Annotated in this window: 21 protein-coding genes; 12 read left to right on the top strand and 9 right to left on the bottom strand. The window is 71.3% G+C overall.

The features are described 5' to 3' along the window. Positions 1 to 65 precede the first annotated feature (65 nt). The 5 genes from ACFYQQ_RS11450 to ACFYQQ_RS11430 all read left to right on the top strand — a co-directional run bounded on the left by ACFYQQ_RS11450 (position 66) and on the right by ACFYQQ_RS11430 (position 8161). Positions 66 to 1319, top strand: a complete 1254-nt coding sequence (locus ACFYQQ_RS11450) for an Ig-like domain-containing protein (protein ID WP_355779528.1) — start codon at positions 66 to 68, stop codon at positions 1317 to 1319. 188 nt (positions 1320 to 1507) lie between these two features. Further along, positions 1508 to 2950, top strand: a complete 1443-nt coding sequence (locus tag ACFYQQ_RS11445; RefSeq protein ID WP_355779526.1) for an ABC transporter permease — start codon at positions 1508 to 1510, stop codon at positions 2948 to 2950. Between the two features lie 50 nt (positions 2951 to 3000). Continuing rightward, the gene (locus ACFYQQ_RS11440) at positions 3001 to 3684 is read left to right on the top strand and encodes an ABC transporter ATP-binding protein (RefSeq protein WP_355779524.1); all 684 of its coding nucleotides are present in this window, start codon (positions 3001 to 3003) and stop codon (positions 3682 to 3684) included. Between the two features lie 224 nt (positions 3685 to 3908). Beyond that, positions 3909 to 7226: a S8 family peptidase gene (locus tag ACFYQQ_RS11435; RefSeq protein WP_355779521.1), complete on the top strand. Its 3318-nt coding sequence runs from the start codon at positions 3909 to 3911 to the stop codon at positions 7224 to 7226. Between the two features lie 164 nt (positions 7227 to 7390). Next, on the top strand, positions 7391 to 8161 hold the full coding sequence (locus ACFYQQ_RS11430) for a group II truncated hemoglobin (protein ID WP_388904281.1): 771 nt from the start codon (positions 7391 to 7393) through the stop codon (positions 8159 to 8161). Between the two features lie 252 nt (positions 8162 to 8413). On the opposite strand, the gene ACFYQQ_RS11425 is transcribed toward ACFYQQ_RS11430, so the two are convergent. Beyond that, positions 8414 to 9328: a helix-turn-helix transcriptional regulator gene (locus ACFYQQ_RS11425; RefSeq protein ID WP_355781119.1), complete on the bottom strand. Its 915-nt coding sequence runs from the start codon at positions 9326 to 9328 to the stop codon at positions 8414 to 8416. Positions 9329 to 9500: 172 nt separating this feature from the next. Here ACFYQQ_RS11425 and ACFYQQ_RS11420 point away from each other — a divergent pair, with 172 nt between their 5' ends. Beyond that, the gene (locus ACFYQQ_RS11420) at positions 9501 to 10541 is read left to right on the top strand and encodes an NAD(P)-dependent alcohol dehydrogenase (protein ID WP_355781116.1); all 1041 of its coding nucleotides are present in this window, start codon (positions 9501 to 9503) and stop codon (positions 10539 to 10541) included. A 390-nt stretch (positions 10542 to 10931) separates the two neighbouring features. Here the strand turns inward: ACFYQQ_RS11420 and msrA are convergent, their stop codons facing one another. Together msrA and ACFYQQ_RS11410 are read right to left on the bottom strand one after the other, a co-directional pair. Next, entirely contained in the window at positions 10932 to 11597 is a 666-nt protein-coding gene (gene msrA, locus ACFYQQ_RS11415; RefSeq protein ID WP_355781113.1) for a peptide-methionine (S)-S-oxide reductase MsrA, read from the bottom strand. A 181-nt stretch (positions 11598 to 11778) separates the two neighbouring features. Then, positions 11779 to 12897: a hypothetical protein gene (locus tag ACFYQQ_RS11410; protein WP_355781110.1), complete on the bottom strand. Its 1119-nt coding sequence runs from the start codon at positions 12895 to 12897 to the stop codon at positions 11779 to 11781. A gap of 165 nt (positions 12898 to 13062) precedes the next feature. Between ACFYQQ_RS11410 and ACFYQQ_RS11405 the strand changes: the two genes are divergently transcribed. Then, the gene (locus ACFYQQ_RS11405) at positions 13063 to 14217 is read left to right on the top strand and encodes a cystathionine gamma-synthase (protein WP_355781107.1); all 1155 of its coding nucleotides are present in this window, start codon (positions 13063 to 13065) and stop codon (positions 14215 to 14217) included. Positions 14218 to 14233: 16 nt separating this feature from the next. Here ACFYQQ_RS11405 and ACFYQQ_RS11400 read toward each other — a convergent pair whose 3' ends face one another. From ACFYQQ_RS11400 to ACFYQQ_RS11390, 3 genes are all read right to left on the bottom strand, one after another. Next, positions 14234 to 14482, bottom strand: coding sequence for a hypothetical protein (locus ACFYQQ_RS11400; RefSeq protein WP_356171025.1), 249 nt, complete (start codon positions 14480 to 14482; stop codon positions 14234 to 14236). Then, a complete protein-coding gene (locus tag ACFYQQ_RS11395) occupies positions 14479 to 14976 on the bottom strand; it encodes a sigma factor-like helix-turn-helix DNA-binding protein (RefSeq protein WP_355792240.1) in 498 nt (165 codons plus the stop codon). Before ACFYQQ_RS11395 ends, ACFYQQ_RS11400 begins: the two co-directional genes overlap by 4 nt. 304 nt (positions 14977 to 15280) lie before the next feature. After that, positions 15281 to 15787, bottom strand: coding sequence for a MarR family transcriptional regulator (locus tag ACFYQQ_RS11390; RefSeq protein ID WP_355792238.1), 507 nt, complete (start codon positions 15785 to 15787; stop codon positions 15281 to 15283). Between the two features lie 164 nt (positions 15788 to 15951). Between ACFYQQ_RS11390 and ilvA the strand changes: the two genes are divergently transcribed. The 3 genes from ilvA to ACFYQQ_RS11375 all read left to right on the top strand — a co-directional run bounded on the left by ilvA (position 15952) and on the right by ACFYQQ_RS11375 (position 19245). Next, on the top strand, positions 15952 to 17181 hold the full coding sequence (gene ilvA, locus ACFYQQ_RS11385; protein ID WP_355792235.1) for a threonine ammonia-lyase: 1230 nt from the start codon (positions 15952 to 15954) through the stop codon (positions 17179 to 17181). A 199-nt stretch (positions 17182 to 17380) separates the two neighbouring features. After that, positions 17381 to 18391, top strand: a complete 1011-nt coding sequence (locus ACFYQQ_RS11380) for an ATP-binding cassette domain-containing protein (RefSeq protein ID WP_356171030.1) — start codon at positions 17381 to 17383, stop codon at positions 18389 to 18391. Next, positions 18388 to 19245, top strand: coding sequence for an ABC transporter permease (locus ACFYQQ_RS11375; RefSeq protein WP_355791558.1), 858 nt, complete (start codon positions 18388 to 18390; stop codon positions 19243 to 19245). Before ACFYQQ_RS11380 ends, ACFYQQ_RS11375 begins: the two co-directional genes overlap by 4 nt. A 64-nt stretch (positions 19246 to 19309) precedes the next feature. Here ACFYQQ_RS11375 and greA read toward each other — a convergent pair whose 3' ends face one another. Further along, complete coding sequence (gene greA, locus ACFYQQ_RS11370) at positions 19310 to 19807, bottom strand: transcription elongation factor GreA (protein ID WP_355791555.1); 498 nt, start codon at positions 19805 to 19807, stop codon at positions 19310 to 19312. Between the two features lie 227 nt (positions 19808 to 20034). After that, a complete protein-coding gene (locus ACFYQQ_RS11365; protein ID WP_355791551.1) occupies positions 20035 to 20436 on the bottom strand; it encodes a DUF4307 domain-containing protein in 402 nt (133 codons plus the stop codon). Positions 20437 to 20633: 197 nt separating this feature from the next. Here ACFYQQ_RS11365 and mca point away from each other — a divergent pair, with 197 nt between their 5' ends. Both mca and ACFYQQ_RS11355 read left to right on the top strand, forming a co-directional pair. Further along, the gene (mca, locus tag ACFYQQ_RS11360; RefSeq protein ID WP_355791561.1) at positions 20634 to 21494 is read left to right on the top strand and encodes a mycothiol conjugate amidase Mca; all 861 of its coding nucleotides are present in this window, start codon (positions 20634 to 20636) and stop codon (positions 21492 to 21494) included. Next, complete coding sequence (locus tag ACFYQQ_RS11355; RefSeq protein ID WP_355791548.1) at positions 21487 to 21744, top strand: hypothetical protein; 258 nt, start codon at positions 21487 to 21489, stop codon at positions 21742 to 21744. The genes mca and ACFYQQ_RS11355 overlap by 8 nt, the downstream gene beginning before the upstream one ends. Before the next feature lie 74 nt (positions 21745 to 21818). Here ACFYQQ_RS11355 and ACFYQQ_RS11350 read toward each other — a convergent pair whose 3' ends face one another. Beyond that, entirely contained in the window at positions 21819 to 25037 is a 3219-nt protein-coding gene (locus tag ACFYQQ_RS11350; protein WP_388904274.1) for a tetratricopeptide repeat protein, read from the bottom strand. Positions 25038 to 25129: the final 92 nt, after the last annotated feature.

Raw genomic sequence — 25129 nt, 5'->3', positions numbered from 1 at the left:
CGTTGAAGGTTCTTAACGGGACTCTCGGGGTTTTCGGGTTTTCGGCAACGATGGAGAAGCGTGTGATGACGGACAGTAAGCGGCGCAAGGGTCTGATGGCCGCGTCCGCACTGCTCGGCGGGGTGCTGGTGCTCTCTGCGTGCAGCGGAGGCGACGATTCGGCCGGCGCGTCGGGCGGCGGTGACAGCACCTCGCAGGCCAAGGTCGACGAGGCAGCCGCCAAGAAGACGTCCGAGGCCCAGATCAAGATCACGCCCAAGGACGGCTCCGACAGCGCCTCCATCAACACCGGCACCAAGGTCACCGTGAGCAAGGGCAAGCTCACGGAGGTCACGCTGAAGACCGCCGCGGGCACCGCCGTGGCCGGCCAGATATCGGCTGACAAGAAGAGCTGGGCCCCCACCGGCCAGCTCGAGCGCGCCACGACCTACAAGCTCACCGCCGAGGCGAAGGACTCCGCCGGCCGCGCCGCCCACGAGAACGCCTCGTTCACCACGGTCTCCCCGGCGAACAGCTTCATCGGCAACTTCACGCCCGAGGACGGCGCCACCGTCGGCGTCGGCATGCCGGTCTCGATCAACTTCGACAAGGCGATCACGAACAAGTCCGCCGTGCAGAAGGGGATCACCGTCTCCTCCAGCAGCGGCCAGGAGGTCGTCGGGCACTGGTTCAGCCCGAACCGCCTGGACTTCCGCCCGGAGGAGTACTGGCAGAGCGGCTCGACCGTCACCCTGAAGCTGAACCTCGACGGTGTCGAGGGCGCGAACGGCGTGTACGGCGTGCAGCAGAAGACGGTCACCTTCAAGATCGGCCGCAACCAGGTCTCCGTCGTCGACGCCCAGACCAAGACGATGAAGATCACGCGGGACGGCAAGACCGTCAAGACCATCCCGATTTCCGCGGGCGCTCCGGAGAACAAGACGTACGAAGGCCAGATGGTGATCTCCGAGAAGTTCAAGGAGACCCGGATGGACGGCTCGACCGTCGGCTTCACCAAGGAGGACGGCAAGGGCGAGTACGACATCAAGGACGTGCCGCACGCCATGCGCCTGTCCGCCTCCGGCACCTTCATCCACGGCAACTACTGGGGAGCCAAGTCCATCTTCGGCTCGGTGAACACCAGTCACGGCTGTGTGGGCCTGTCGGACACCAAGGGCGCCAACGACCCGAACACGCCCGCGGCCTGGTTCTACGACAACTCGCTGATCGGTGACGTCGTCGTGGTCAAGAACACCGGCGACAAGACGATCTCCCCGGACAACGGTCTGAGCGACTGGAACATGGACTGGGCCACCTGGAAGGCGGGCGCGGCGGCCTGACGCCCCCTCAGCGGTCCCGAGCGGCGGTCTCCCGGACAGGGAGCCGCCGCTCTCGCGTTCCCGGCCACGCGGCGGTCACGGGGTTCCGAGGCTGCGCGCAGGGCGCCGTCAGCGTGCCGCACGGCCTTCTCATCGTTCTCTTATGGCGGCCTTATCCCCTCATCACGCGCCGTACCTAGCTTGCGGCCATGTTCTTCACCTACCTGAGGCGCGAACTGCGCCGCCGCAGAAAAGCGGCCCTCGTCGTCGCCTCCGGACTCGCCCTCGGCATCGCCCTCGTCATCGTGGTCAGCTCGGTCTCCTCGGGGATGGAGAAGGCGCAGGGCAAGGTCCTCCAGTCGCTCTACGGACTGGGCACCGACATGACGGTCACCAAGGCCGCGGCGGCCCAGGACGACAGCGGCCGCCCGCGCTTCAAGTTCGACGCCCGCTCCGACGACTCCGACGAGAAGCAGAGCAGCGACCGCGTCATGGTGCAGGGCTTCCAGACGCTGTCCGCGAAGACCGTCGGCAGGGTCGCCGCGCAGGACGGCGTCGCGGACGCCGTCGGCGGCCTGAGCCTCCAAGTGGTCAAGGTCAGCGGCCAGTTCAAGCGCGGTGAGTTCAAGCAGGACCAGAACGGCGACGTCGCGCGGGGGGCCGAGCCCGCTCCGCAGGGCCGGGTGGAGGGCGGCGGCGCCGAGTTCGACGTCAACAGCTACTCCGTCTACGGCACCGACGTCACCGAGCCCGCCCTCGGCCCGCTGACCTCGTCGAAGATCACCAGCGGACGCACCTTCAGGACCTCGGAGACCGACGCGAAGGTCGTCGTCGCCGACGCCTCGTACGCCAAGGAGAAGAAGCTCGCGCTCGGCGACACGGTCACCGTCAAGGGCGTGAAGTACGAGCTCATCGGCATAGCGACGCCGGACAGCGGGGACGCGGCGGCGAACCTCTACCTCCCGCTCCGGCAGGCGCAGAAGCTGAGCGACTCCGCGGGCAAGGTCACCACGATCTACGTCAAGGCGTCCGACTCGCAGCGCATCGACGCCGTCAAGAGCACCATCCAGAAGAACATCTCCGGTACCACCGTCACCACCTCCGCCGACCTCGCCGACACCGTCTCCGGCTCCCTGTCGACCGCGTCCGACCTCGCGTCCAGCGTCGGCAAGTGGCTGTCCGTCGTGGTGCTCGTGGCGGCCTTCCTGGTGGCCGGCCTGCTCACCTCCTCGGCCGTGTCCCGTCGCGTCCGGGAGTTCGGCACCCTCAAGGCGCTCGGCTGGAAGTCCGGCCGGGTGACCCGCCAGGTCGTCGGCGAGGCGGTCGTGAACGGCCTGGTCGGCGGCGTGCTCGGTATCGCCCTCGGGCTCGCGGGTGCCTACGCCGTCACCGCCGTCAGTCCGACGCTCCAGGCCCAGCTGGGCGGTTCGGGCGGCGGCGCCGGCGGTCCGGGCGGCCCCGGCGGCATGGTGGGCCCGGCCCGGCAGTCCGCGTCCAAGGCCCTCGACGTCGCGCTCACCGCACCGGTCAGCGTCGGCACCATCGCGCTGGCCGTCGCGCTCGCCGTCACCGGCGGCCTCGTCGCGGGCGCCTTCGGCGGCTGGCGGGCCTCCCGGCTGCGCCCCGCCGACGCCCTGCGCCGGGTCGAGTAGCCCCGCCGCGTCCGCCGACCACCAGCCGTACCCATCACAGGAGTTGGACCATGTACGAACTCAGCGGCGTCACCAAGCGCTATCAGCGGGGCAAGGAGAGTGTGGACGCGCTCGCCGGTGTCGACCTCACCATCGCGGACGGCGACCGCCTCGTCATCCAGGGTCCCACCGGTGGCGGCAAGTCCACCCTGCTGCAGATGCTCGGCGGACTCGACCGGCCGACCGCGGGCAGCGTCGACCTCGACGGCACGGACCTCGCGAAGCTGTCCGAGGCCAGGCTGACCAAGGTGCGCAGCGAGAACATCGGCTTCGTCTTCCAGAGTTTCAACCTCATCCCGACGCTCACCGCCCAGGAGAACGTCGAGACCGCCCTCGTGCCGATGAGGCTCAAGGCGAGTCAGCGGCGGCAACGGGCCGCGGAGGCACTGGAGTCGGTGGGGCTGGCCGAGCGGCTCGGGCATCTGCCCGCCGAGCTGTCCGGCGGCCAGCAGCAGCGCGTCGCCATCGCCCGCGCGCTGGTGAAGCGGCCGAAGGTGCTGCTCGCCGACGAGCCCACCGGCAACCTCGACGAGTCCATGCGCGACGAGATCATGGACGTACTGGAGACCATGTGGAAGGAGCACGGGCTGACTTTCATCATGGTCACGCACGACTCCGCGATCGCGCGGAAGGCCCCGAGGGTCGCGACGATCCGCAAGGGCAGGATCAGCGTCAAGGAGAACGCGGGGGGCTGAGCGCACCTCCGGCGACGAAGACGGCACGTTCCTGCCCCATTTGGGTGGTAAACGGAAGTTAGGTGTCAACCCTTCACCCTCGTCACGCTATTGAGCGGCTGATCACCCCCCGGGCATACTGCCGTTACCGGGGGGTGTTCGTGCACACGTACGGGACTACCCCCGGCCGGGTGAATGGGGAAATTCATCCGGAACTCACTCCAGGGGGAGACTTGCGTCAACAAGTGAAGAGAGCATGCGCGGCCACGATCGCCACGGCGGCCGCGGTGGCACTGGCGGCGGGAATGACCAGCCCGGCGTCGGCGGCCAGGGCCGAGGCGACGAACAGCGCGACGGGGACCGCCCTCACGGCCAAGCACCGCATCACGCTCGTCACCGGCGACCGCGTCGTCGTCGGCGCCAAGGGCCGCGTCGTCGGGTTCGAGCCCGCCAAGGGCCGCGAGCACATACCCGTGCAGGTGCGGAAGACCGACGGGCACACGCTCGTCGTTCCGGCCGACGCGCAGCGCCTGATAGCCACCGGCAAGCTGGACCAGCGGCTCTTCGACGTCACCGAGCTGAACAAGTCCGCGAGCCGCAAGGCCCAGAAGCAGGGCCTGAAGCTGATCGTCGGCTACCGGGGCGCCGCCACCGCGGCGAAGGCGGACGTCCGGGACGCCGGTGCCACCAAGGTCCGCCGGACCCTGAAGTCCCTGAACGCGGACGCGGTGCTGACGCCGAAGCAGGACGCGGACCGGCTGTGGACCGCGGTCACCGACGAGGGCACCGCCGCCTCCGGCATCGCCCACGTCTGGCTGGACGGCGTCCGCAAGGCCAGCCTCGACAAGTCCGTGCCGCAGATCGGCGCCCCCAAGGCGTGGGCGGCGGGCTACGACGGCAAGGGCGTCAAGATCGCCGTCCTGGACACCGGTGTCGACGCGACCCACCCGGACCTCAAGGACCAGGTGCTGGAGTCGAAGAACTTCTCCACCGCGGCCGACGCCACCGACCACTACGGCCACGGCACGCACGTCGCGTCCATCGCCGCGGGCACGGGCGCGAAGTCGAACGGCAAGTTCAAGGGTGTCGCGCCCGGCGCGAAGATCCTCAACGGCAAGGTGCTCAACGACACCGGCTACGGCGAGGACTCCGAGATCCTCGCCGGCATGGAGTGGGCGGCCGCGCAGGGCGCCGACGTCGTCAACCTCAGCCTCGGCGGCGGTGACACCCCCGAGATCGACCCGCTCGAAGCCGAGGTCAACAAGCTCTCCGCCGAGAAGGGCATCCTGTTCGCCATCGCCGCCGGCAACGACGGCGACTTCGGCGAGCAGACCGTCGGCTCCCCGGGCAGCGCGGCCGCCGCGCTCACCGTCGGCGCCGTCGACGACAGCGACAAGCTGGCCTCCTTCTCCAGCCGCGGCCCCGGCCTCGACGGCGCCATCAAGCCCGACGTGACCGCGCCCGGCGTGAACATCACGGCCGCCGCGGCCCCCGGCAGCGTCATCGACAAGGAGGTCGGCCAGAACCCGGCCGGCTACCTGACCATCTCCGGTACGTCGATGGCGACCCCGCACGTCGCGGGCGCCGCCGCCATCCTGAAGCAGCAGCACCCCGGCTGGACGTACACCGAGCTCAAGGGCGCGCTGACCGGCTCCACCAAGGGCGGCAAGTACACGCCGTTCCAGCAGGGTTCGGGCCGCATCCAGGTCGACAAGGCCATCAAGCAGTCCGTGATCGCGGACCCGGTGTCGGCGACCTTCGGCGTGCAGCAGTGGCCGCACACCGACGACACCCCGGTCACCAAGGAGATCACCTACCGCAACCTCGGTACGGCCGCCGTCACGCTGAACCTCACGGTGGCCGGCACCAACCCCAAGGGCCAGGCGGCTCCCGCGGGCTTCTTCACCCTCGGCGCGAAGACGGTCACCGTCCCGGCCGGCGGCAAGGCGTCCGTCGGACTCACCGCCAACACCAAGCTGGGCGGCACCACGGACGGCGCCTACTCCGCGTACGTCACGGCGAGCGGCGGCGGGCAGAGCGTCCGCACGGCGGCCGCGGTGCAGCGCGAGGTGGAGTCGTACACGGTCACGCTCAAGCACATCGACCGCGACGGCAAGCCGGCCGTGAACTACGGCACGGACCTGACCGGCGTCTCGGGCCTCGGCAAGGAGAAGTGGTTCTCTCCCTACGACGCCTCGGGCACGGTCAAGGTGCGCGTCCCCAAGGGCGGCTACATCCTCAACTCCGGTGTGTACGTGGACCCGGAGGACTTCACCAAGGGCGCCGACTGGATCGCCCAGCCCAAGCTGAACATCGCCAAGGACACGGCGATCACGCTGGACGCGCGGACCACCGAGCCGGTGGACATCACGGTGCCGGACGCGGCGGCGAAGTCGCAGTTCGCGTCACCGGACTTCACGCTGGAGACGGCCGACACCAGCTACTCCTACGGCTGGTGGCTGGACTCGTACGCGAACTTCCGTACCGCGCACCTGGGTCCGCAGATCACCGACGGTTCGCTGACGCAGCAGTGGGACGCGCACTGGACCAAGGGGGACGACGAGGAGTACGACACCACCGCGGCCGCCAAGGTCAAGCAGGTGGCCACCGGTTACACCAGGCACTACAAGGCGAGCGAACTGGCCTCGGTGAAGTTCGGTCTCGGCGCGTCCTCCAGCAGCAAGAAGGGCGCCGTCACGGCGTTCGGCTGGCTGCCCGGCAGCTCCAGCGGCTCCGCCATCGGCATCCAGCAGACCCTGCCCGGCACCCGGACGCTGCACCTGTCCACCACCGGCGGGGTGAAGTGGAGCATCGACTTCGAGCAGATCGCCGGGGTCGACGAGGACGGCTGGCCGATCAGCGACGCGTTCTACACGCTCGGCAACGCGCAGAGCTTCACCGGCGGCAAGAGCTACGAGAAGACCTTCAACACGGCCGTCTTCGGTCCGCGTATCGGCGGGTCCTACGGCCTGTTCCGCGAGGACGACAAGATCTACGGCTACCTGCCGCTGTTCGCCGACGGCAAGACCCACGCCGGCTCGTCCGCGTTCACCTCGGTCGCCACGACGCTGTACCGCAACGGCACCAAGGTGGGTTCGAACGAGGACGCGCTCTTCGGTGACGGGCAGTTCAAGGTCCCGGCGGGCGAGGCCGAGTACAAGCTGACCACGTCGGTCAAGCGCAGTGTGAAGGTCGCCGCGGCCTCCACCCGGATCGACGCCAGCTGGACGTTCCGGTCCAAGAAGGTCGACAGCGCGAAGCTGCCCGCCTCCACGGTCCGCTTCAACGCCGCCACCGGCCTGGACAGCCGCGTCGAGGCCGACAAGAAGGTCTCGGTGCCGGTCACCGTGCAGGGCGCGGCCGCGGGCGGCAACCTCAGGTCGCTGTACGTGTACGCCTCGTACGACTACGGCCAGACGTGGACCCAGCTGACGGTGAAGAACGGCAAGGTCGAGGTGACCAACCCGGCGAAGGGCAAGGGCATCTCCTTCCACGCCAAGATCACCGACAAGAAGGGCAACAAGTCGACGATCTCGATCTACAACGCGTACTACGGGAAGTGACCCGGAGCCGTCCGGCGAGGTCCCGCTGACCCGCCGGACGGGCCCGGTCCCCGGGGTCCGCTGAGTGCCGGACCGAGTGCTGGACGTTTTTCGCCCAGCGCTGATACGCGCGACGGCCCGCAGGAAGCCGAGCTTCCGCGGGCCGTCCGTGTTTGTGTGGGGGCATGACCGTATCGACCGTGGAGTACATCCGGTACCGGATCCCCGAGCACCAGTCGGCCGAGTTCATGGCCGCCTACACCCGGGCCGCCGCCCAGCTCGCGGCGGCCCCGCAGTGCATCGACTACGAACTGGCGCGCTGCGAGGAGGACTTCGAGCACTTCGTGCTGCGGATCACCTGGACCTCGACCGAGGACCACCTGGAGGGCTTCCGGGAGTCGGAGCTGTTCACGGACTTCCTCGCCGAGATCCGCCCCTACGTCGGTGACATCGAGGAGATGCGCCACTACAAGCCGACGACCGTACGCGGCACCGGCGCGGCCGTGCCGACCCTCTACTCCTGGGCGGGCGGCGCCGAGGCCTTCGCCAGGCTCACCGAGACCTTCTACGAGAAGGTGCTCAAGGACGACGTCCTCGCCCCCGTCTTCGCGGGCCTCGCGCCCGAGCACGCCGCCCACGTCGCGCTCTGGCTCGGCGAGGTCTTCGGCGGGCCCACGGCGTACTCCGAGACGCAGGGCGGACACGGCCACATGGTCGCCAAGCACCTCGGCAAGGGGATCACCGAGCCCCAGCGCCGACGCTGGGTGAACCTCCTCCAGGACGCGGCCGACGACGCCGGCCTCCCCACGGACCCCGAGTTCCGCTCCGCCTTCGTCGCCTACGCCGAGTGGGGCACCCGCCTCGCCGTCCACTTCTCCGCCCCGGACGCGGCCCCACCGGCGGAACAGCCGGTCCCCAAGTGGACGTGGGGGGCCGCACCGCCGTATCGGGGGTAGGACGGGGGATGGGGGCGACCCTTGGAGGATGGAGGGCGTGGTGCCGGGGCGGATGTCCGGGGCCCGCCGGGGGAGGGGCCGCCGCCCGCTTGTCGTGCCGCGAGCCCTGCCGTCGGGTCGACGTCCGTCCGGGGGCGGGCTGTCCGGGGCCGGACCCGCGCCGGGCGGGCGGCCCGGGGGGCAACCCGCACCGGGCGACCGTGCCGGACCAGGACCCGGCCGGAACCCGGACCGGATGGTCTGCCGGGCGCCCTACTGCGGGGTCGCCGCCCCGGCTCGCGTCGCGTCCGTTCCCCACGACGCCAGCAGCCGCAGCGCCTCCGCCGAGGCGGACCCCGGCTCGGCGTGGTACGTGACCATCGCCTGCTCGCCGTCGTCCGGAAGCCGGAACGTCTCGAAGGACAGGGTCAGCGGGCCCACCAGCGGATGGTGCAGCCGCTTCACCCCGTGACTCTTCTCCTTGACGTCGTGCGTGGCCCAGAGCCGCCTGAACTCCTCGCTCTTCACGGACAGTTCGCCCACCAGGGCGGACAGCCGGGGATCGTCGGGATGGCAGCCCGCGTCCATGCGCAGGAAACTGACGACGTCGCTCGCCTTCTGCTCCCAGTCCACGAAAAGCTCGCGGTACTCCGGCCTCAGGAACACCAGCCGCGCCCAGTTCCGCTCCTGCGGCGGCAGCTCCGCCCAGTCGCCGAAGACGGCCGCGGCCATCCGGTTCCAGACGAGTACGTCTGCACGCCGGCCGGTGATGTACGCGGGCGTGCCGTCCAGCGTGTCCAGGAGCTGTCGCAGTGCCCCGCGCACCTGCTGCGGCCGGGCCGGCTGCTTCTTCTTGTGCTGCTTGGGCTTGGCGAGGTGCGTCAGGTGGGCGTGCTCGGCGTCGGACAGGCGCAGGGCGCGGGCGATGGCGTCCAGGACCTCCGCGGAGACGTTGCGCCCGTTCCCCTGCTCCAGGCGCGTGTAGTACGCCACGGAGACCCCGGCGAGCTGGGCCAGCTCCTCGCGGCGCAGTCCGGGCACCCTGCGGTGCCGGCCGAAGTCCGGCAGCCCCACGTCCTCCGGCTTGAGCCGGGCGCGGCGGGTGCGCAGGAACTCGCTGAGCTCGGCACGCCGGTCCAGCGACTGCCCCGCGTCCCCGGCGGGCTCATGGGAGGGCTGTTGGTCCATGCGTCCAGTATTCACGGTCCTACGCCCATGAACCTGACCCCGTCAGTAGTAGGACCGCTGGACGTAGGCAGAGCCGTGACCTGGGTGAATATGGCGCGACGGGGCAGTCTGGTCGACGTGCCCGGTCAGCAGGCGGCCGGGTGCGACAGACCTCCTGAGGAGAACCCACGGCATGACCACTGTTGCTGCGTACGCCGCCCCCGCCGCCAAGGCTCCGCTGGAGCGCACGACCATCGAGCGACGTGAGGTCGGCGAGTTCGACGTCCTGATCGAGATCAAGTTCGCGGGCATCTGCCACTCGGACATCCACCAGGCCCGTGAGGGCTGGGGTGAGGCCATCTTCCCGATGGTGCCGGGTCACGAGATCGCGGGCATCGTCACCGAGGTCGGCTCCGGTGTCGCCAAGTTCGCCGTCGGTGACCGCGTGGGGGTCGGCTGCATGGTCGACTCCTGCCGCGAGTGCGACAACTGCAAGGCCGGTCTGGAGCAGTACTGCTCGAAGGGCATGACCGGCACGTACAACGCCGTCGACAAGAACGGCGAGCCCACCTACGGCGGCTACTCCACCCACATCGTCGTCGACGAGAACTACACCGTCCGCATCCCCGAGGGCCTGGCCCTGGACGAAGCGGCGCCCCTTCTCTGCGCCGGCATCACCACGTACTCCCCGCTGAAGCACTGGAACGCCGGCCCCGGCAAGAAGGTCGCCGTCCTCGGCATGGGCGGCCTCGGCCACATGGGCGTCAAGATCGCGCACGCGCTCGGCGCCGAGGTGACGGTCCTGTCCCAGTCGCTCCGAAAGAAGGACGACGGGCTGAAGCTGGGCGCCTCGCACTACTACGCCACCAGCGACCCGAAGACCTTCGAGGAGCTGCGCGGCACGTTCGACCTGATCCTCTCCACCGTCTCGGCCCCGCTCGACCTGGACGCCTACCTGTCCCTGCTCAAGACGGACGGCGCCTTCGTGAACGTGGGCGCGCCCGAGGAGCCCGTCGCGCTCAACCTGTTCTCCGTGATCGGCGGCCGCAAGACCCTCGCCGGGTCGGGCATCGGCGGCATCCAGGAGACCCAGGAGATGCTCGACTTCTGCGCGGAGCACGGCTTCGGCGCCGAGATCGAGCTGATCAGCGCGTCCGAGATCAACGAGGCCTACGAGCGTGTCCTCGCCAGCGACGTCCGCTACCGCTTCGTGATCGACACGGCGACCATCTGATCCCCCCAAGGGTGCCCCCACCCCAAGGGCGCCCCCTGGACCACGCGTCCGGGGGGCGCCTCGCCTTCCGGCGTTTCCCGGTGCCGGGTCGCAGACCGCCCTTGACGGCACGTCCTCGCATGTACAGCCAGGTCCGTCCGAGGTGCTGCGCTGTGCGGTGTCGTCTTACCAGCGTTGGTCTATGACGACGGTGGACGTGTGGCCCGACTTTCCCGAAGGACTTGACCCGGACAGCGTGTCCTACCGGGAAGAGCGGTGCACCTGGCACGGCACGACGTGCGCGGAGCCGCCCGTGAAGGTCGTACGCACCCAGGACGGGGCGCGGTGGGCGGCGTGCGCACGGGCCGTGCGTACGATCGCCGAACGCCGGGGTTCACCCTGACGGATCGCTCACCCGCCCGCCCCGGCCACGCCGACCGGGCAGGAGACCCCCGTCCCGCCGATCCCGCAGTACCCCGCGGGGTTCTTGTCCAGGTACTGCTGGTGGTGCGGTTCCGCCGGGTAGAAGGGGCGTCCCTCCGCCGGGAGGAGTTCCGTGGTGATCGTGCCGTGGCCCGCCCCGGTCAGCACCCTCTGGTAGGCATCGCGTGACGCCGCCGCGGCCGCCGCCTGGGCCGGGGTGTGGGTGTGCAGGGCGGAGCGGTACTGGGTGCCCACGTCGTTGCCCTGGCGGAAGCCCTGGGTCGGGTCGTGCGACTCCCAGAAGACCCGCAGGAGCTGCTCGTACGTGATCAGCGCGGGGTCGTGGACCACCCGGACCGCCTCCGTGTGACCGGTGAGGCCCGAGCAGACCTCCTCGTACGCGGGGTGCTCGGTGTAGCCGCCCTGGTAGCCGACCAGGGTCGTGTACACCCCGGGGAGTCTCCAGAACGCGCGCTCGGCGCCCCAGAAGCAGCCCAGGGCGAAGTCGGCGACCTCCATGCCCTCCGGGTAGGGGCCGGCGAGGGGCGTCCCGAGCACGGTGTGCCGGGCGGGGAGGTCGAACATCGGCTCCGGGCGACCCGTCAGCGCCTGCTCGCGGGTCGGCAGCCTGGGCGTACGGCCGTACAGGAACACGCGGTCTCCACGGGGTCGCAGGGGTGGGTCCACGCACCTCAACCGCGCCGGGGTGCGGGGCATTCCGGTGTCTGGGCGAGTCGGGACGGGGGCACTGCGTGATGAGAGGCTGGAATGCAACGTCCGCCGTGTCCAGGAGAGTTGGGGCGGGTCGGCGTACCCCCGGGAACCGCCCCTTCCGTCACTGCGGCAGCGTCGCCGGGTTTCCGCCGTTCGCCTCGTAGCCCGCCACCGCCAGCGCGCGGTAGACCGCGTAGTCCGCCGCCGGGTCGGACGTCAGGGTCCAGGGCAGGGCGCCGACGTGTCCGTCGATGTGGACCAGCTGGTTCATCGCCTCGGACCAGCGCTCGCCGCGGACCAGGAAGAAGACCAGGAGGTGGCGGACGTGGGCCAGCATCGGGTCGTCCGGGCGCGCCGCGTGCACCGCGAAGAGCGCGCCGTGCACCGCCTTGGTCACGACCTCGCTCTGGTAGAAGCTGCTGACCAGGTTCACCTCGGGCAGGTGCTCGAAGACGGCGAAGAGGGGCAGCGCGGCCAGCAGCGAACCCCGGGGAGCGCGGGTCGCGGCGGCCTCCGCGAAGGAGTACGCCACCTCGCGCGAGCCGTGCCACTTCTCGCACCAGTAGTGCAGGGCCGCCAGATGCGCGCCCATGTGGGCCGGCGCCCGGTCCAGGATCTTGAGCCAGAGATTCTCGAACTCGGCCCGGTCGTAGGCCAGTCCGCGGGCCACGGAGAGCTCGATGATGTACGGGACCGGGTCACCCGGGGCCAGCAGCGCCGCGTCACCGCACGCCGCCCGGGCCTCCTCCATGATGATCCGGAACTCGTCCGTCCCCGGTGTCGCCGTCCGCCACGCCTGCTGCACCAGGAACTCGGCGTGCACCGCCGCGCCGCCCGCGTCCTTCGGCGCCTCGGTCCGCCACACCCGCAGCCACTGACCGCCGGGCACGTCGCTCACGCCGCCCGGACGCCGCTGGAGCTCCAGCGAGGCCGCGCCCGCGAACGCCTGCACCCGCTGCCAGCGGCGCTCGCCGTCCGCCTCCGTGCCCGCCAGGAGCTGCGAGGCGGCCCGGTAGTCCTGGGTGCGCTGCACCAGGTCCAGTACGTCGACGAGGTCGCCGTCCGGGCCCGGCATGCGGATGTCCAGCTCCTCCTGGCGCACGAAGCCGTAGTTCGCCGGGTCCGCGGCGTCCGGGTCACCCGGGGCGACCTGCTGAATACCGGCCCGCCTGCGCATGAAGAGGGGCCCGAGGACCATCCCCATCATCAGCGCCGCCATCAGGACCCAGAGAATCTCCATGGCTCAAGCGAACCAGACGGGTCCGACAAATGGCGAACCCGGTCGGCCGGAACCCCCGGCGGGGGCCCTTCGGGCGCTCCCGGCGGCGCGGATCCGCCCCCGTCCGCACGCTCCGGCGGGCCGCGTGCCGTCATCGGTGCCGCGGGAGCACTACCCTCGGTGCCCATGAGCGACAGGCACATCAGTCAGCACTTCGAGACCCTTGCGATCCACGCGGGCAACACCGCAGATCCCCTCACCGGCGCGGTCGTCCCGCCGATCTACCAGGTCTCGACCTACAAGCAGGACGGCGTCGGCGGGCTGCGCGGCGGATACGAGTACAGCCGCAGCGCCAACCCGACGAGGACCGCCCTCGAAGAGAACCTCGCCGCCCTGGAGGGCGGGCGCCGGGGCCTCGCGTTCGCGTCCGGACTGGCTGCCGAGGACTGCCTGTTGCGTACGCTGCTCAGCCCCGGCGACCACGTGGTGATCCCGAACGACGCGTACGGCGGCACGTTCCGCCTCTTCGCGAAGGTCGTCTCCCGCTGGGGCGTGGAGTGGTCGGTCGCGGACACCAGCGACCCCGCGGCCGTACGGGCCGCGCTCACCCCGAAGACCAAGGCGATCTGGGTGGAGACGCCCTCCAACCCGCTCCTCGGCATCACCGACATCGCGGCGGTCGCCCAGGTCGCGCGCGAGGCGGGCGCCCGCCTCGTCGTCGACAACACCTTCGCGACCCCCTACCTCCAGCAGCCGCTCGCGCTCGGCGCGGACGTCGTCGTGCACTCCCTGACCAAGTACATGGGCGGCCACTCGGACGTCGTCGGCGGCGCCCTGGTCACCGGTGACGCGGAACTCGGCGAGGAGCTGGCGTACCACCAGAACGCGATGGGCGCGGTCGCCGGGCCCTTCGACTCCTGGCTGGTGCTGCGCGGCGCCAAGACGCTGTCCGTGCGCATGGACCGGCACAGCGAGAACGCCGGCAAGGTCGCCGAGATGCTCACGCGGCACGCGCGCGTGACGAGCGTGCTGTACCCGGGTCTGCCGGAGCACCCCGGTCACGAGGTCGCCGCCAAGCAGATGCGGGCGTTCGGCGGCATGATCTCGTTCCGCGTCGAGGGCGGCGAGGAGGCGGCCGTCGAGGTCTGCAACCGCGCCAAGGTGTTCACGCTCGGCGAGTCCCTGGGCGGCGTCGAGTCCCTGATCGAGCACCCGGGGCGTATGACGCACGCGTCCACGGCCGGCTCGCTCCTGGAGGTGCCCGGCGACCTGGTGCGCCTGTCCGTGGGCATCGAGAACGTCGACGACCTGCTCCAGGACCTCCAGCAGGCCCTCGGCTAGGCCGTGCCCGCGGCGCTCACCAGCCGGTGAGGGGTGGGGTCGTGTCGGACGGCGGCTCCACCCAGGGGCGCGCCGTCGACGCCCAGACGACAAAGGCGACGGCCGCCGCGAACAGCAGCAGCCACAGCAGCCGGCGGGCGGCGGTGCGGCGGCGCAGCATCCGTGCGCCGCGCCGTACGACGGCCGGGTACAGGTCGGGCGGCACCTGGGGCGGGTTCTGCTCCAGCATCCGCCGTACGGCGGCCTCCCGCTCGGGCTGGTTCACGACGGCGCCACCTCCGCCAGGGCCGGTGCCGGTCCGCGGGGCGGATGCAGCAGGGTCGTCATCGCGCGGGCGCAGATCGCGCGGACGCGTTCGGGGGGCAGGCCGAGCAGCGCCGCCGTCTGTTCCTCGGCGACCCCCTCGTACAGCCGCAGGACCAGGATCAGCCGTTCCTGGGGGGTGAGCCGCGCCAGGACGCTGCCGGGGTCGGGCCGGGCCCGGCCGAGGCCGCCGTACTGGTGCCAGGCCGCGTGCGCGAAGCGGACGGCCAGCTCCTGGCGCGCGCGGTCGTAGGGGTCCTCGCCGCGCAGCCGGTCCCAGCAGGCGTACGTGTGGGCCAGGGCCTGGGTGAGCAGGCGCCGCGCGCGCGGGTTGGCGTCCGGCGTCTCGGCCGTGAGCAGCGTGGCGGCATGCAGCAGCCGCCCTGCCGCGCCCGCGACGAACGCCTCGAACTCCCGGGCGCGGCGAGCGCTCTGGAACGCCCGCCGTTCTCGCACCGCGCCTCCCGCCTGAGGGTGACCCGGAGGGGTCTGTGGGACCTGAGGGGAACGGTGGTCCCGGCCGTGTACGGCATGCCAGACCGTGTACGGCGGGGCCCGCTCTCATATGAGGCCAGGCCCGGCCTCCCGGTCAAGGGGCAGGCGTACATGCGCACACGCACGCGCGTGCGGAGGTGCGGGCGCGCGTGCGTGTGGAAGGGGTGGCCGGACGGGCTCCGGGGTGCTGCGGACGGTCCGCGGCCGGTCGGCGTGCGGAAACGGACGGTGCGCGGCGGGGGGAGCCTGGCGGCCGGGCTGCCGGTCAGGAACCCGAATGGGTCTCCGTCACCGGGCCGCCCTGTGCGGCCTGGCGGGCCGAGAGCGCGCCGTTGAAGCGCGTGAGGAGCGTGCAGAACGCGTCGCGCTCCTCCGGCGCCCAGTCGTGTGTCAGCTCGGCCATCAACTGACGTCTCGACGAGCGCACTTCCTCCAGGCGGGACTGCCCGCGCGGGGAGAGCTGGAGCACCACGGCCCGCCCGTCCTCGGGGTGCGAGGTGCGCTTGACGAGGCCGGTGTCGACTAGCGGTGCCACCTGACGGGTGACCGTCGAGGAGTCGATGCCCATGCTCGCGGCGAGGGCCTTGACGCCCATCGGGCCTTCCTTGTCGAGGCGGTTGAGCAGCAGGTACGCGGCCCGGTCCATGGAGTTGCGCACCTGCCCGACCCCGCCGAGCCGGGTCTGTTCCGCGCGGCGCGCGAACACCGCGACCTCGTGCTGCAGCGTGTCGAGAAGACCGGTGTCACCGACGGTCGTCATGTCCATCGACATTTCAGGTGTTGTGGGCATGGCCGGGGGCTCAATTCATGCGTGGGGTCCTGGGTTGGGGGACAGGGTACGCGGCCGGGGGGCGGGCCGTACCGGCGCTGCGCAATCCAGTCTCGCCCGGTGGTCACACGAGGAGGGGCGGGCTGTGAACTGCGAGACTGGTGGTCATGAGCTACAGGACGGCTGACTCCTTGCGGACGGTGACCCTGGACGACGTGCGCGGGGCACAGAAGATGCTCTCCGGCGTGTCGCGAATGACCGCGATGGAGGGCAGCAGGCACCTGTCCCAGCTGGTCGGCGCGCCGGTGCACCTCAAGTGCGAGAACCTCCAGCGGACGGGTTCCTTCAAGCTGCGCGGCGCGTACGTGCGGATCGCGGGTCTGCTGCCCGAGGAGCGGGCCGCCGGGGTCGTCGCGGCGAGCGCGGGCAACCACGCCCAGGGTGTCGCCCTCGCCTCCTCGCTGCTCGGTGTGCGCTCGACGGTGTTCATGCCGTCCGGGGCCCCGCTGCCGAAGGTCGCGGCCACCCGCGAGTACGGCGCGGAGGTGAGGCTGCACGGTCAGGTGGTCGACGAGACGCTGGCCGCCGCGCAGGAGTACGCGGCCGAGACCGGCGCGGTGTTCATCCACCCGTTCGACCACCCCGACATCATCGCGGGGCAGGGCACGGTCGGCCTGGAGATCCTGGAGCAGTGCCCGGAGGTCCGCACGATCGTGGTCGGGATCGGCGGTGGCGGCCTGGTCGCGGGTATCGCGACGGCGGTGAAGGCGCTGCGTCCGGACGTGCGGGTGGTCGGTGTGCAGGCGGCAGGCGCGGCGGCGTATCCGCCCTCGCTGGCGGCGGGGCGCCCGATGGCGATCGAGAACCCGGCGACGATGGCGGACGGCATCAGGGTCGGGCGGCCGGGCGACGTGCCGTTCCGGATCGTGCACGACCTGGTGGACGACGTGCGCACGGTCTCGGAGAACCATCTGTCGAGCGCGCTGCTGCTGTGCCTGGAGCGGGCCAAGCTGGTCGTCGAGCCGGCGGGCGCCAGTCCCGTCGCGGCGCTGCTGAGCGAGCCGGGCAGTTTCGAGGGGCCGGTGGTGGCGGTGCTGTCCGGCGGCAACGTGGACCCGCTGCTGATCCAGCGCATCCTGCGGCACGGCATGGCCGCGGCGGGCCGCTACCTCGCCGTCACGCTGCGGCTGACGGACCGGCCGGGCGCCCTGGCGACGCTTCTGGGGGTGTTGTCAGTGGCCGACGCTAACGTCCTGGATGTGAGTCACGTCCGGACCGACCCGCGGCTCGGGCTCACGGAGGTGGAGGTCGAACTGCACCTGGAGACGAAGGGGCCCGAGCACTGCGCCGAGGTCAACAGGGCGCTGCGTACGGCGGGTTACACGGTCATCGACTGAGGCCGGCGGTTCGCCGTGAAGGGCCGGGTAAATCTGTTGAGAGACGCGATACATCGCGATACCGTGTGTCCCTCGCCACAACCGCGCCCGTGAGGGGCGGCGTTCCACCCGTCCGGGTGACGCCCGTCCGTCGCGCGGCGCACATATTGCAAACCTAGGATCTTTCCGTAGGAATTCTCCAACTTTTGGGAGACCTCACATGCCAGGCGCCATCTATGCCGAAGGCCTGGTGAAGACCTTCGGTGACGTAAAGGCTCTGGACGGCGTCGATCTCGATGTCCCGGAGGGCACCGTGCTGGGCCTGCTCGGGCCGAACGGCGCGGGCAAGACCACCACCGTCCGCTGTCTCACCACCTTGTTGCGGCCCGACAGCGGCCGGGCGGTCGTCGCGGGCATCGACGTGCTCAAGCACCCCGACGCGGTACGCCGCTCGGTCGGGCTCTCCGGGCAGTTCGCCGCGGTCGACGAGTACCTGACGGGCCGCGAGAACCTCCAGATGGTCGGCCAGCTCTACCAGATGCGGGCGAAGGCGGCGAAGGAGCGGGCGGCCGAGCTGCTGGAGCAGTTCCACCTCACGGACGCCGCCGACCGCCCCGCGAAGACGTACTCGGGCGGTATGCGCCGCCGGCTCGACCTGGCCGCCGCGCTGGTCGTCTCGCCGCCCGTGATGTTCATGGACGAGCCGACCACCGGCCTCGACCCCCGCAACCGCCAGCAGCTGTGGGAGGTCATCAAGCAGCTCGTCTCCGGCGGCACCACGCTGCTGCTGACCACGCAGTACCTGGAGGAGGCCGACCACCTCGCCCACGACATCTGCGTCGTCGACCAGGGCCGCGTCATCGCCCGCGGCACCTCCGACCAGCTCAAGGCGCAGACCGGCGGCGAGCGCGTCGAGGTCGTCGTGCACGACCGCGAGCACATCGCCACCGCCTCCGAGGTGCTGTTCGGCTTCGGCAAGGGCGAGACCAAGGTCGAGGAGCACACCCGCAAGCTCACCGTCCCGGTGTCCGGCGGCGCCAAGCTCCTCGCCGAGGTGATCCGCGAGCTGGACGCCCGCGGCATCGAGATCGACGACATCGGCCTGCGCCGACCCACCCTGGACGACGTGTTCATCTCGCTCACCGGCCACCTCGCCGAGGAGCGCGAGGAGGACGGCGCGGCCGCCGCGGACGCCAAGAGCCGCAAGCACCCGAAGGAGACCGCCAAGTGAGCGCCGCCACCGACGCCGTGCAGATCCCGGCCCCGGGCAACGCCCTGACCCAGTCCGTCAGGGACTCGCTGGTCATCGCCAAGCGCAATCTGATCCGGATGTCCCGCATCCCGGAGATGGTGATCTTCGGGCTCATCCAGCCGGTCATGTTCGTCGTGCTGTTCTCGTACGTGTTCGGCGGCTCCATGCAGATCGGCGGCAGCACCAGCGCCACCGACTACCGGAACTTCCTGATGGCCGGCATCTTCGCGCAGACGGTCACCTTCGCCACCGCGGGCGCCGGAGCGGGCATCGCGGACGACATGCACAAGGGCCTCATCGACCGCTTCCGCTCCCTGCCGATGGCGCGCGGCGCGGTGCTCACCGGGCGCACGCTGGCCGACCTCGTCCAGACCGCCCTGACCCTGCTGGTCCTCGCCGTCGTCGCCCTGCTGGTCGGCTGGCGCGTGGGATCGGACGGCGACACCAACGCCGCCAAGGTGCTCGGCGCCTTCGGACTGCTGCTCCTGTCCGGCTACGCGTTCACCTGGATCGGCGCCCTGATCGGCCTCTCCGTGCGGACGCCCGAGGCGGCCACCTCCGGCGGCCTGATCTGGCTCTTCCCGGTCACGTTCATCTCGAACGCGTTCGTGGACTCCTCGAACATGACGCCCTGGCTGCGGCACATCGCGGAGTGGAACCCCTTCAGCGCCACCGTCCAGGCCTGCCGTGTGCTGTTCGCCAACCCCGGCCAGTCGCAGTCCGACGCCTGGCCGATGCAGCACTCCGTCTGGGCCTCGGTGATCTACTCCGTCCTGATCATCCTGATCTTCCGCACGCTCGCGGTCCGCAAGTACCGGTCCGCCACGGCGTGAGCCCGGCATGACGAAGCCCCCGGCGGATGACCGCCGGGGGTTTCGTCGACCGTGTCGTGGGGGCTCAGCCCTGGTACGGCTGCGCCTTCAGGATCTTCACCGAGGCGAGCTTGCCGTTCGGCAGCTCGTACTGGGCGTCGTCCCCGACCTTCTTGCCGTTCACGCCGGAGCCCAGCGGGGACTGCGGCGAGTACGTCTCGATGTCGGAGCTCGCGTACTCGCGGGAGGCGAGCAGGAACGTCAGGGTGTCGTCCTCGTCACCGTCGAAGGCGATGGTCACGACCATGCCGGGCGCGACCGCACCGTCCGCCGCGGGGGCCTCCCCGACCTTGGCGTTCTCCAGGAGCTGGGTCAGCTGGCGCACTCGGAGCTCCTGCTTGCCCTGCTCCTCCTTGGCCGCGTGGTACCCGCCGTTCTCGCGCAGGTCCCCCTCCTCGCGCGCTGCCGCGATCTTGGCGGCGATCTCCGTGCGCGCAGGACCAGACAGGTACTCCAGCTCGGCCTTGAGCTGGTTGTACGCCTCCTGGGTAAGCCAGGTGACGTTTTCGCTGGTCTGGGTCACAGGTGCTCCTCGTAGGTACTGGGAATACAAAGCATCGCCCTACCCAGAAGAATGTTCCTTCTCGGGTGGGCGAAACCACGAGCCTAACAATTCGGTGGCTGAAGGGGGAGGACATAAGGCATGAGAATTACGTCCACGCAGGTCAGCGACGAACCGGCGCATACGGGGCGGCCGTGTCGCGCGCTCGTCGCCGCGCGCCGTCCCGTGACGGAGCGTGTCCGCCGGGATCAGTCGGCGTGGCAGCCGAGCAGCTCGGCGGTGGTGCCGCGCGCCGTCGTCCGCAGGGTGACGACCTTGTCGACGCGTGAGGAACGCTGGTCGAAGCGGAAGTCCGCGCGGCCCACCTCGGCGCCGTCGGAGCTCTGCGAGCGCAGCGTGCAGTAGCCGCTCGCGTCCGTGTCCTTGCGGACCTCCAGATGCACCTCGACCGCCTTGTCCGAGACGGCGCTGAAGGTGATCACCTCACCGCTGATCTTGCTTCCGCCCACGTAGTAGTAGGCGAAGTAGCCGACGAGGGCGAGGAGCGCGGCGCCCAGCACGGTGCCGATGACCTTGAGCCTGCGGTCGGCGCGCTCGTCCTCGGAGCGGCCGTACCGGCCCTCGGGCAGCTGCGTGCTCGCCGTGCTCATGGTCGTCCTCTCGCAGGGGGCCGGGGCGGAAGTCCCGGCGGGACCTCCCGGGGCCGGGCCGCGGAATTTTTCGCCCCCTCGGTCCGTCACTATAGAAGCCGCCCATCACGCCGAATCACGCCGGGCGCCGACCGCCGACCTACCGAGGCGACAGCCGACTGACTGAGGATTGAGTCTTGACTGACCAGCTGCGACTGATGGCCGTGCACGCCCACCCCGACGACGAGTCGAGCAAGGGCGCGGCCACCATGGCGAAGTACGTGTCCGAAGGGGTGGACGTGCTGGTCGTGACCTGCACGGGCGGGGAGCGCGGCTCCATCCTCAACCCGAAGCTGCAGGGGGACACGTACATCGAGGAGCACATCCACGAGGTGCGCAAGAAGGAGATGGACGAGGCGCGCGAGATCCTCGGCATCAAGCAGGAGTGGCTCGGCTTCGTCGACTCCGGGCTGCCCGAGGGCGACCCGCTGCCCCCGCTGCCCGAGGGCTGCTTCGCGCTGGAGGACGTCGACAAGGCGGCCGGCGAGCTGGTGAAGCAGATCCGCTCGTTCCGTCCCCAGGTGATCACCACCTACGACGAGAACGGCGGCTACCCGCACCCCGACCACATCATGACCCACAAGATCTCGATGGTGGCGTTCGAGGGCGCGGCGGACACCGAGAAGTACCCGGAGTCGGAGTTCGGCCCGGCCTTCCAGCCGCAGAAGCTGTACTACAACCAGGGCTTCAACCGCCCGCGCACCGAGGCGCTGCACCAGGCGATGCTGGACAGCGGCCTGGAGTCGCCGTACGGGGACTGGCTGAAGCGCTGGTCGGAGTTCGAGCGCGTCGAGCGCACGCTGACCACGCACATCCCGTGCGCCGAGTTCTTCGAGATCCGCGACAAGGCGCTGATCGCGCACGCCACGCAGATCGACCCCGACGGCGGCTGGTTCAAGGTCCCGATGGAGCTCCAGAAGGCGGTCTGGCCGACCGAGGAGTACGAGCTCGCCAAGTCCCTCGTCGATACCTCCCTCCCCGAGGACGACCTCTTTGCGGGCATCCGCGACAATGCCTGACATGAGCGCAAGCGCAAGCCTGGCAATGACGGACCTCGTCTCCCTCGCCAAGGAGGTCGACGAGAACAAGGTCACCCCCGGCGTCCTCGGTTTCATCGTGTTCGCGGTGATGGCCCTGGCCGTGTGGGGCCTGATGAAGTCGATGAACCGCCACATGCGGAAGGTCGACTTCGAGGACCCGGAGACGGACGGGGCCCCGGCCGACCGGGAGACCTCGGGTACCTCCGCGCCCAAGCCCCAGCAGGGCTGAGCCGCCCGTCCCCGCCGGCCCCTCCGGTACGGGAGGGGACGCGGCGGGCGGAGTCCTGTGCGTGACGGCCCCGGTCAGCTGTGGGCCGTCACCGGCACACCCATGACCTCACGGGCGTGGCGGTCCGGGACCATGCCCAGACGCCACGCCTGCCAGCCGGCGTCCAGGTCGACTCCGCGTTCGAGCAGCAGCTGGTACGCCTCGACGTAGTCGTCCAGCTTGCCGTCCCGGGCCGGGTGCGGGGAGCGGGACAGCCGGGCCAGCTCCTCCTGGGCCACCGCCGTGCCGATCTCCGAGCCGCCGGGAGCCGCGTAGGGGAGCAGGGTGCAGCGCAGGAAGCGCGCCCAGTCCTCGCCGCGGCGGTCGCCGTAGGACGTGAACAGGCCGATCGCCTCGTCGCACAGGGACAGCGCCTGCGGGGAGCGCGCGTTGCCGGCGTCCACCACCGCCAGCTCCAGGCACGTCCACGCCTCGCCGTGGGCGACCCCGATGCGCTGGAAGTCCGCGCGGGCGTCGACGAGGAGCTGGCGGGCGAAGCCCGAGTTGCGCAGGGAGCCGGTCCGGGCGGCCCGCTGGTCGCGGGTCACGCGCGCCGAGTGGTGCCGGGCGCAGGCCAGCCCGTAGACGTCCCGCATCCGGGAGAACATCGTGCGGGACCGCTCCAGCTCGCGCACCGCGTGGTCCAGGTTGCCGGTCTCCTCCAGGGCCTGGCCCAGGTAGTACACCGTCCACGCCTCCCCGCGCGCGTCCTCGTTGTCCCGGTGCCGCGACGCCGCCTGGCGCAGCCCGTCCACCGCCGTGGAGGGATCGCCGTCGACGAGCCGCGCCCGGGCCAGCTGGGTCAGCGCCCACGCCTCACCGCGCCCGTCGCGCGTACGCCCGTACAGATCGAGCGCCTCGCGCAGCTCGCGGTCCGCCCGCGCCACGTCGCCCATGCGCAGCGCCACCTGCCCGAGCTGGAAGTGCGCCCACGCCTCGCCGTGCACCGACTCGCTCTCGCGGTGCAGGACCAGGGCTTCGGTGAGCAGGCCGAGAGCCGCGCCCAGCCGGGCGCGGTCCCGTTCCACCGCGGCCAGGGCGTGCATCGTCCAGGCGCGGTCGGCGGCCAGCTCGGGCGAGGCCTGCAGGTCCATGGCCTCCTGGAGCCGCGCCGCCGCCTCCGCCAGGTTGCCCTGGTGGTGCAGCGTGATCCCGAGGGAGCAGAGCGCGCGGGCGGCGCCCGCGTCGTGGTGCGCCTCGAAGTAGAGGTCGACCACCGAGGAGAGCGTCGTGCGGGCCTTGTCCAGCTCGCCGAGCTGGCGGGCCGCGATGCCCGTACGCCACTGCACCGAGCGGACCAGCAGCCCCTGGTCGACGGCCTGGGTCAGCTCGCTGATCTCACCGAGGCGGTACAGGTCGCCGCGCAGCAGGCAGTAGTCGCACAGGGCGCCCAGCAGGTTGAGCACGGCCGCCTGGTTCACGCCCTCCGCGTGGCGCAGCGCCGCCGTGATGAAGCTCGACTCGTCGTCCAGCCAGCGCAGGGCCGCGTCGAGGGAGGTGAAACCGTGCGGGCCGACCGCGCTCGACTGGAACGCGGAGTCCGCGCGCGTCGACGTCTTCCCGTCGACCAGGCGGATCACCGAGTCCGCGAGCTCGCCGTAGTTCACGATCAGCCGTTCCTGCGCGGCCGTCCGCTCGGCCGGCTCCTCCTCGTCCAGCAGACGGGCCTGGGCGAAGCCGCGTACGACGTCGTGCAGGCGGTAGCGGCTGCCGCGCACGTGCAGGATCAGGCCGGCGCGGGCGAGCGCGGCCAGCTGGCGGGCCGCCTCCTGCTCGTCCGTCGCCAGCAGCGAGGCCGCCGCTGCCGCGCCCAGCGAGGCGCGCCCGGCCAGCGCCAGCCGCCGCAGCAGGCGCCGTGCGGTGTCCGGCTGGTCGGTGTAGCGCAGCCACAGGGCCCGCTCGACCGGTTCGACGGGGCCGTACGCCCCGAGGTCGACGGCGAGGACACGGGGTGTGCGCGGGCCGAGCGAGGAGCCCGCGATGCGCAGGGCCAGCGGCAGGCCGCCGCACAACTCCCGTACGCGGTCGCAGGATTCGGCGTCGTAGGGGCCCGAGGTGTCCTGCGCCGCGGCGTTCAGCAGCTCCTCGGCGGCACCCGCGTCCAGGGCCTCCAGCGGGAGGTGGTGCACCCAGGCGGCGAGGTCCGCGGGGAGTTCGAGGGGGGTGCGGGCGGTGACCAGCACCAGGCTCTCGGACCGCTCGGGGACCAGGGTGCGGACCTGCTCGGCGTCGGAGGCGTCGTCCAGCACGATGGTGACCGGCAGCCCGGTCAGATGCTGGTGGTACAGCTCGCTCAGCCGCCTGACCTGCTGGTCCTGCGAGGAACGCTCACGGAACAGGAGCTGCTCGCGCGGCGCCCCCAGCCGGTTCAGCAGGTGCAGCAGCGCGTCCCGGGTGGACAGCGGCGGCTCCTCCGGGCTGTCGCCGCGCAGGTCCACCACGCACGCACCCCGGAACTGGTCCTTGAGCTCGTGCGCCGCCCGCACGGCGAGGGTGCTGCGGCCCGAGCCGGGGGCGCCGTGCAGCACGACCACCGTCGGCTTGGTCTCCGTGCTCGCGCGGGCCGCGTGCACCCACTGCGCGACCCGGGAGAGCTCCGGCCTGCGTCCGGTGAACACCGGGTCCAGCTCCGGGAGTTGCCCGAAGGACTGTTCCAGGACGTTGCGTCGGCGGGCCGCGGCGCTCTTGTCGGTACGGCGCAGCTGGGGTGCGCCCTTCTTGGCGCCGGCCGACGCGTTGAGCACCCGCTGCTGGTCGAGGAAGGGGCGGATGCCGCGTACCTCCAGGGCCGTCAGCCACTGCAGGCGCAGCTGTTCGGGCCCGCCGGGCTGGTTCAGGGCGCCCGCGCGGCGGCTCGCGGCGGGCAGGTGCGAGGCGGACACCTTCGCCACGGTGGTCGCCGCCCCGGCCACGCCGGCCACCGCACCGGCGCCCAGGGCCGTACCGGCGCCGGTGCCCAGGGCCAGGTCGGCGACGCAGGCCGCGAGCGCGGCGACGCCCGCCACCAGCACGGCGGTGCCGGCGCCCTCGCGCGCGTACCGCTGCCCGAAGGTCAGCTCGCCCGCCGCCGTCTCGTCGAGCGCGCGGGTGTACGCCTCGTACTCCTCCGCCGCGGCCTGGGCCATGACGTCCAGGCCGCCCCGCGCGCGTGACAGCAGCACGGCGCCGTCGGTGCGCCCGCCCGAGCGCCGCACCTCCTCCTCCACGGCCCGGGCCAACAGCCGCTCGGCCTCCGCCCGATGGCTGTCCCGCATGTCATGTCCCCCTCCGGTGCAACTCCCTTGGCTACGAGTGTCCTTGGTGCGGGGCCCGAGCGACAGAGGCCCGCGATCATTGGCGCGGCCCG

Source organism: Streptomyces sp. NPDC005496 (assembly GCF_042872045.1).
Classification (GTDB): Bacteria; Actinomycetota; Actinomycetes; order Streptomycetales; family Streptomycetaceae; genus Streptomyces.
Note: the sequence above shows the minus strand (reverse complement) of the source record. Positions and strands in the feature narration are given on the sequence as shown.

Coding starts and splice junctions, on each gene's coding strand:
- ACFYQQ_RS11450 (WP_355779528.1), top strand. CDS start 66: ATGACGGACAGTAAGCGGCGCAAGGGTCTGATGGCCGCGTCCGCACTG.
- ACFYQQ_RS11445 (WP_355779526.1), top strand. CDS start 1,508: ATGTTCTTCACCTACCTGAGGCGCGAACTGCGCCGCCGCAGAAAAGCG.
- ACFYQQ_RS11440 (WP_355779524.1), top strand. CDS start 3,001: ATGTACGAACTCAGCGGCGTCACCAAGCGCTATCAGCGGGGCAAGGAG.
- ACFYQQ_RS11430 (WP_388904281.1), top strand. CDS start 7,391: ATGACCGTATCGACCGTGGAGTACATCCGGTACCGGATCCCCGAGCAC.
- ACFYQQ_RS11425 (WP_355781119.1), bottom strand. CDS start 9,328: ATGGACCAACAGCCCTCCCATGAGCCCGCCGGGGACGCGGGGCAGTCG.
- ACFYQQ_RS11420 (WP_355781116.1), top strand. CDS start 9,501: ATGACCACTGTTGCTGCGTACGCCGCCCCCGCCGCCAAGGCTCCGCTG.
- ACFYQQ_RS11410 (WP_355781110.1), bottom strand. CDS start 12,897: ATGGAGATTCTCTGGGTCCTGATGGCGGCGCTGATGATGGGGATGGTC.
- ACFYQQ_RS11405 (WP_355781107.1), top strand. CDS start 13,063: ATGAGCGACAGGCACATCAGTCAGCACTTCGAGACCCTTGCGATCCAC.
- ACFYQQ_RS11390 (WP_355792238.1), bottom strand. CDS start 15,787: ATGTCGATGGACATGACGACCGTCGGTGACACCGGTCTTCTCGACACG.
- ilvA (WP_355792235.1), top strand. CDS start 15,952: ATGAGCTACAGGACGGCTGACTCCTTGCGGACGGTGACCCTGGACGAC.
- ACFYQQ_RS11380 (WP_356171030.1), top strand. CDS start 17,381: ATGCCAGGCGCCATCTATGCCGAAGGCCTGGTGAAGACCTTCGGTGAC.
- ACFYQQ_RS11365 (WP_355791551.1), bottom strand. CDS start 20,436: ATGAGCACGGCGAGCACGCAGCTGCCCGAGGGCCGGTACGGCCGCTCC.
- mca (WP_355791561.1), top strand. CDS start 20,634: ATGGCCGTGCACGCCCACCCCGACGACGAGTCGAGCAAGGGCGCGGCC.
- ACFYQQ_RS11355 (WP_355791548.1), top strand. CDS start 21,487: ATGCCTGACATGAGCGCAAGCGCAAGCCTGGCAATGACGGACCTCGTC.
- ACFYQQ_RS11350 (WP_388904274.1), bottom strand. CDS start 25,037: ATGCGGGACAGCCATCGGGCGGAGGCCGAGCGGCTGTTGGCCCGGGCC.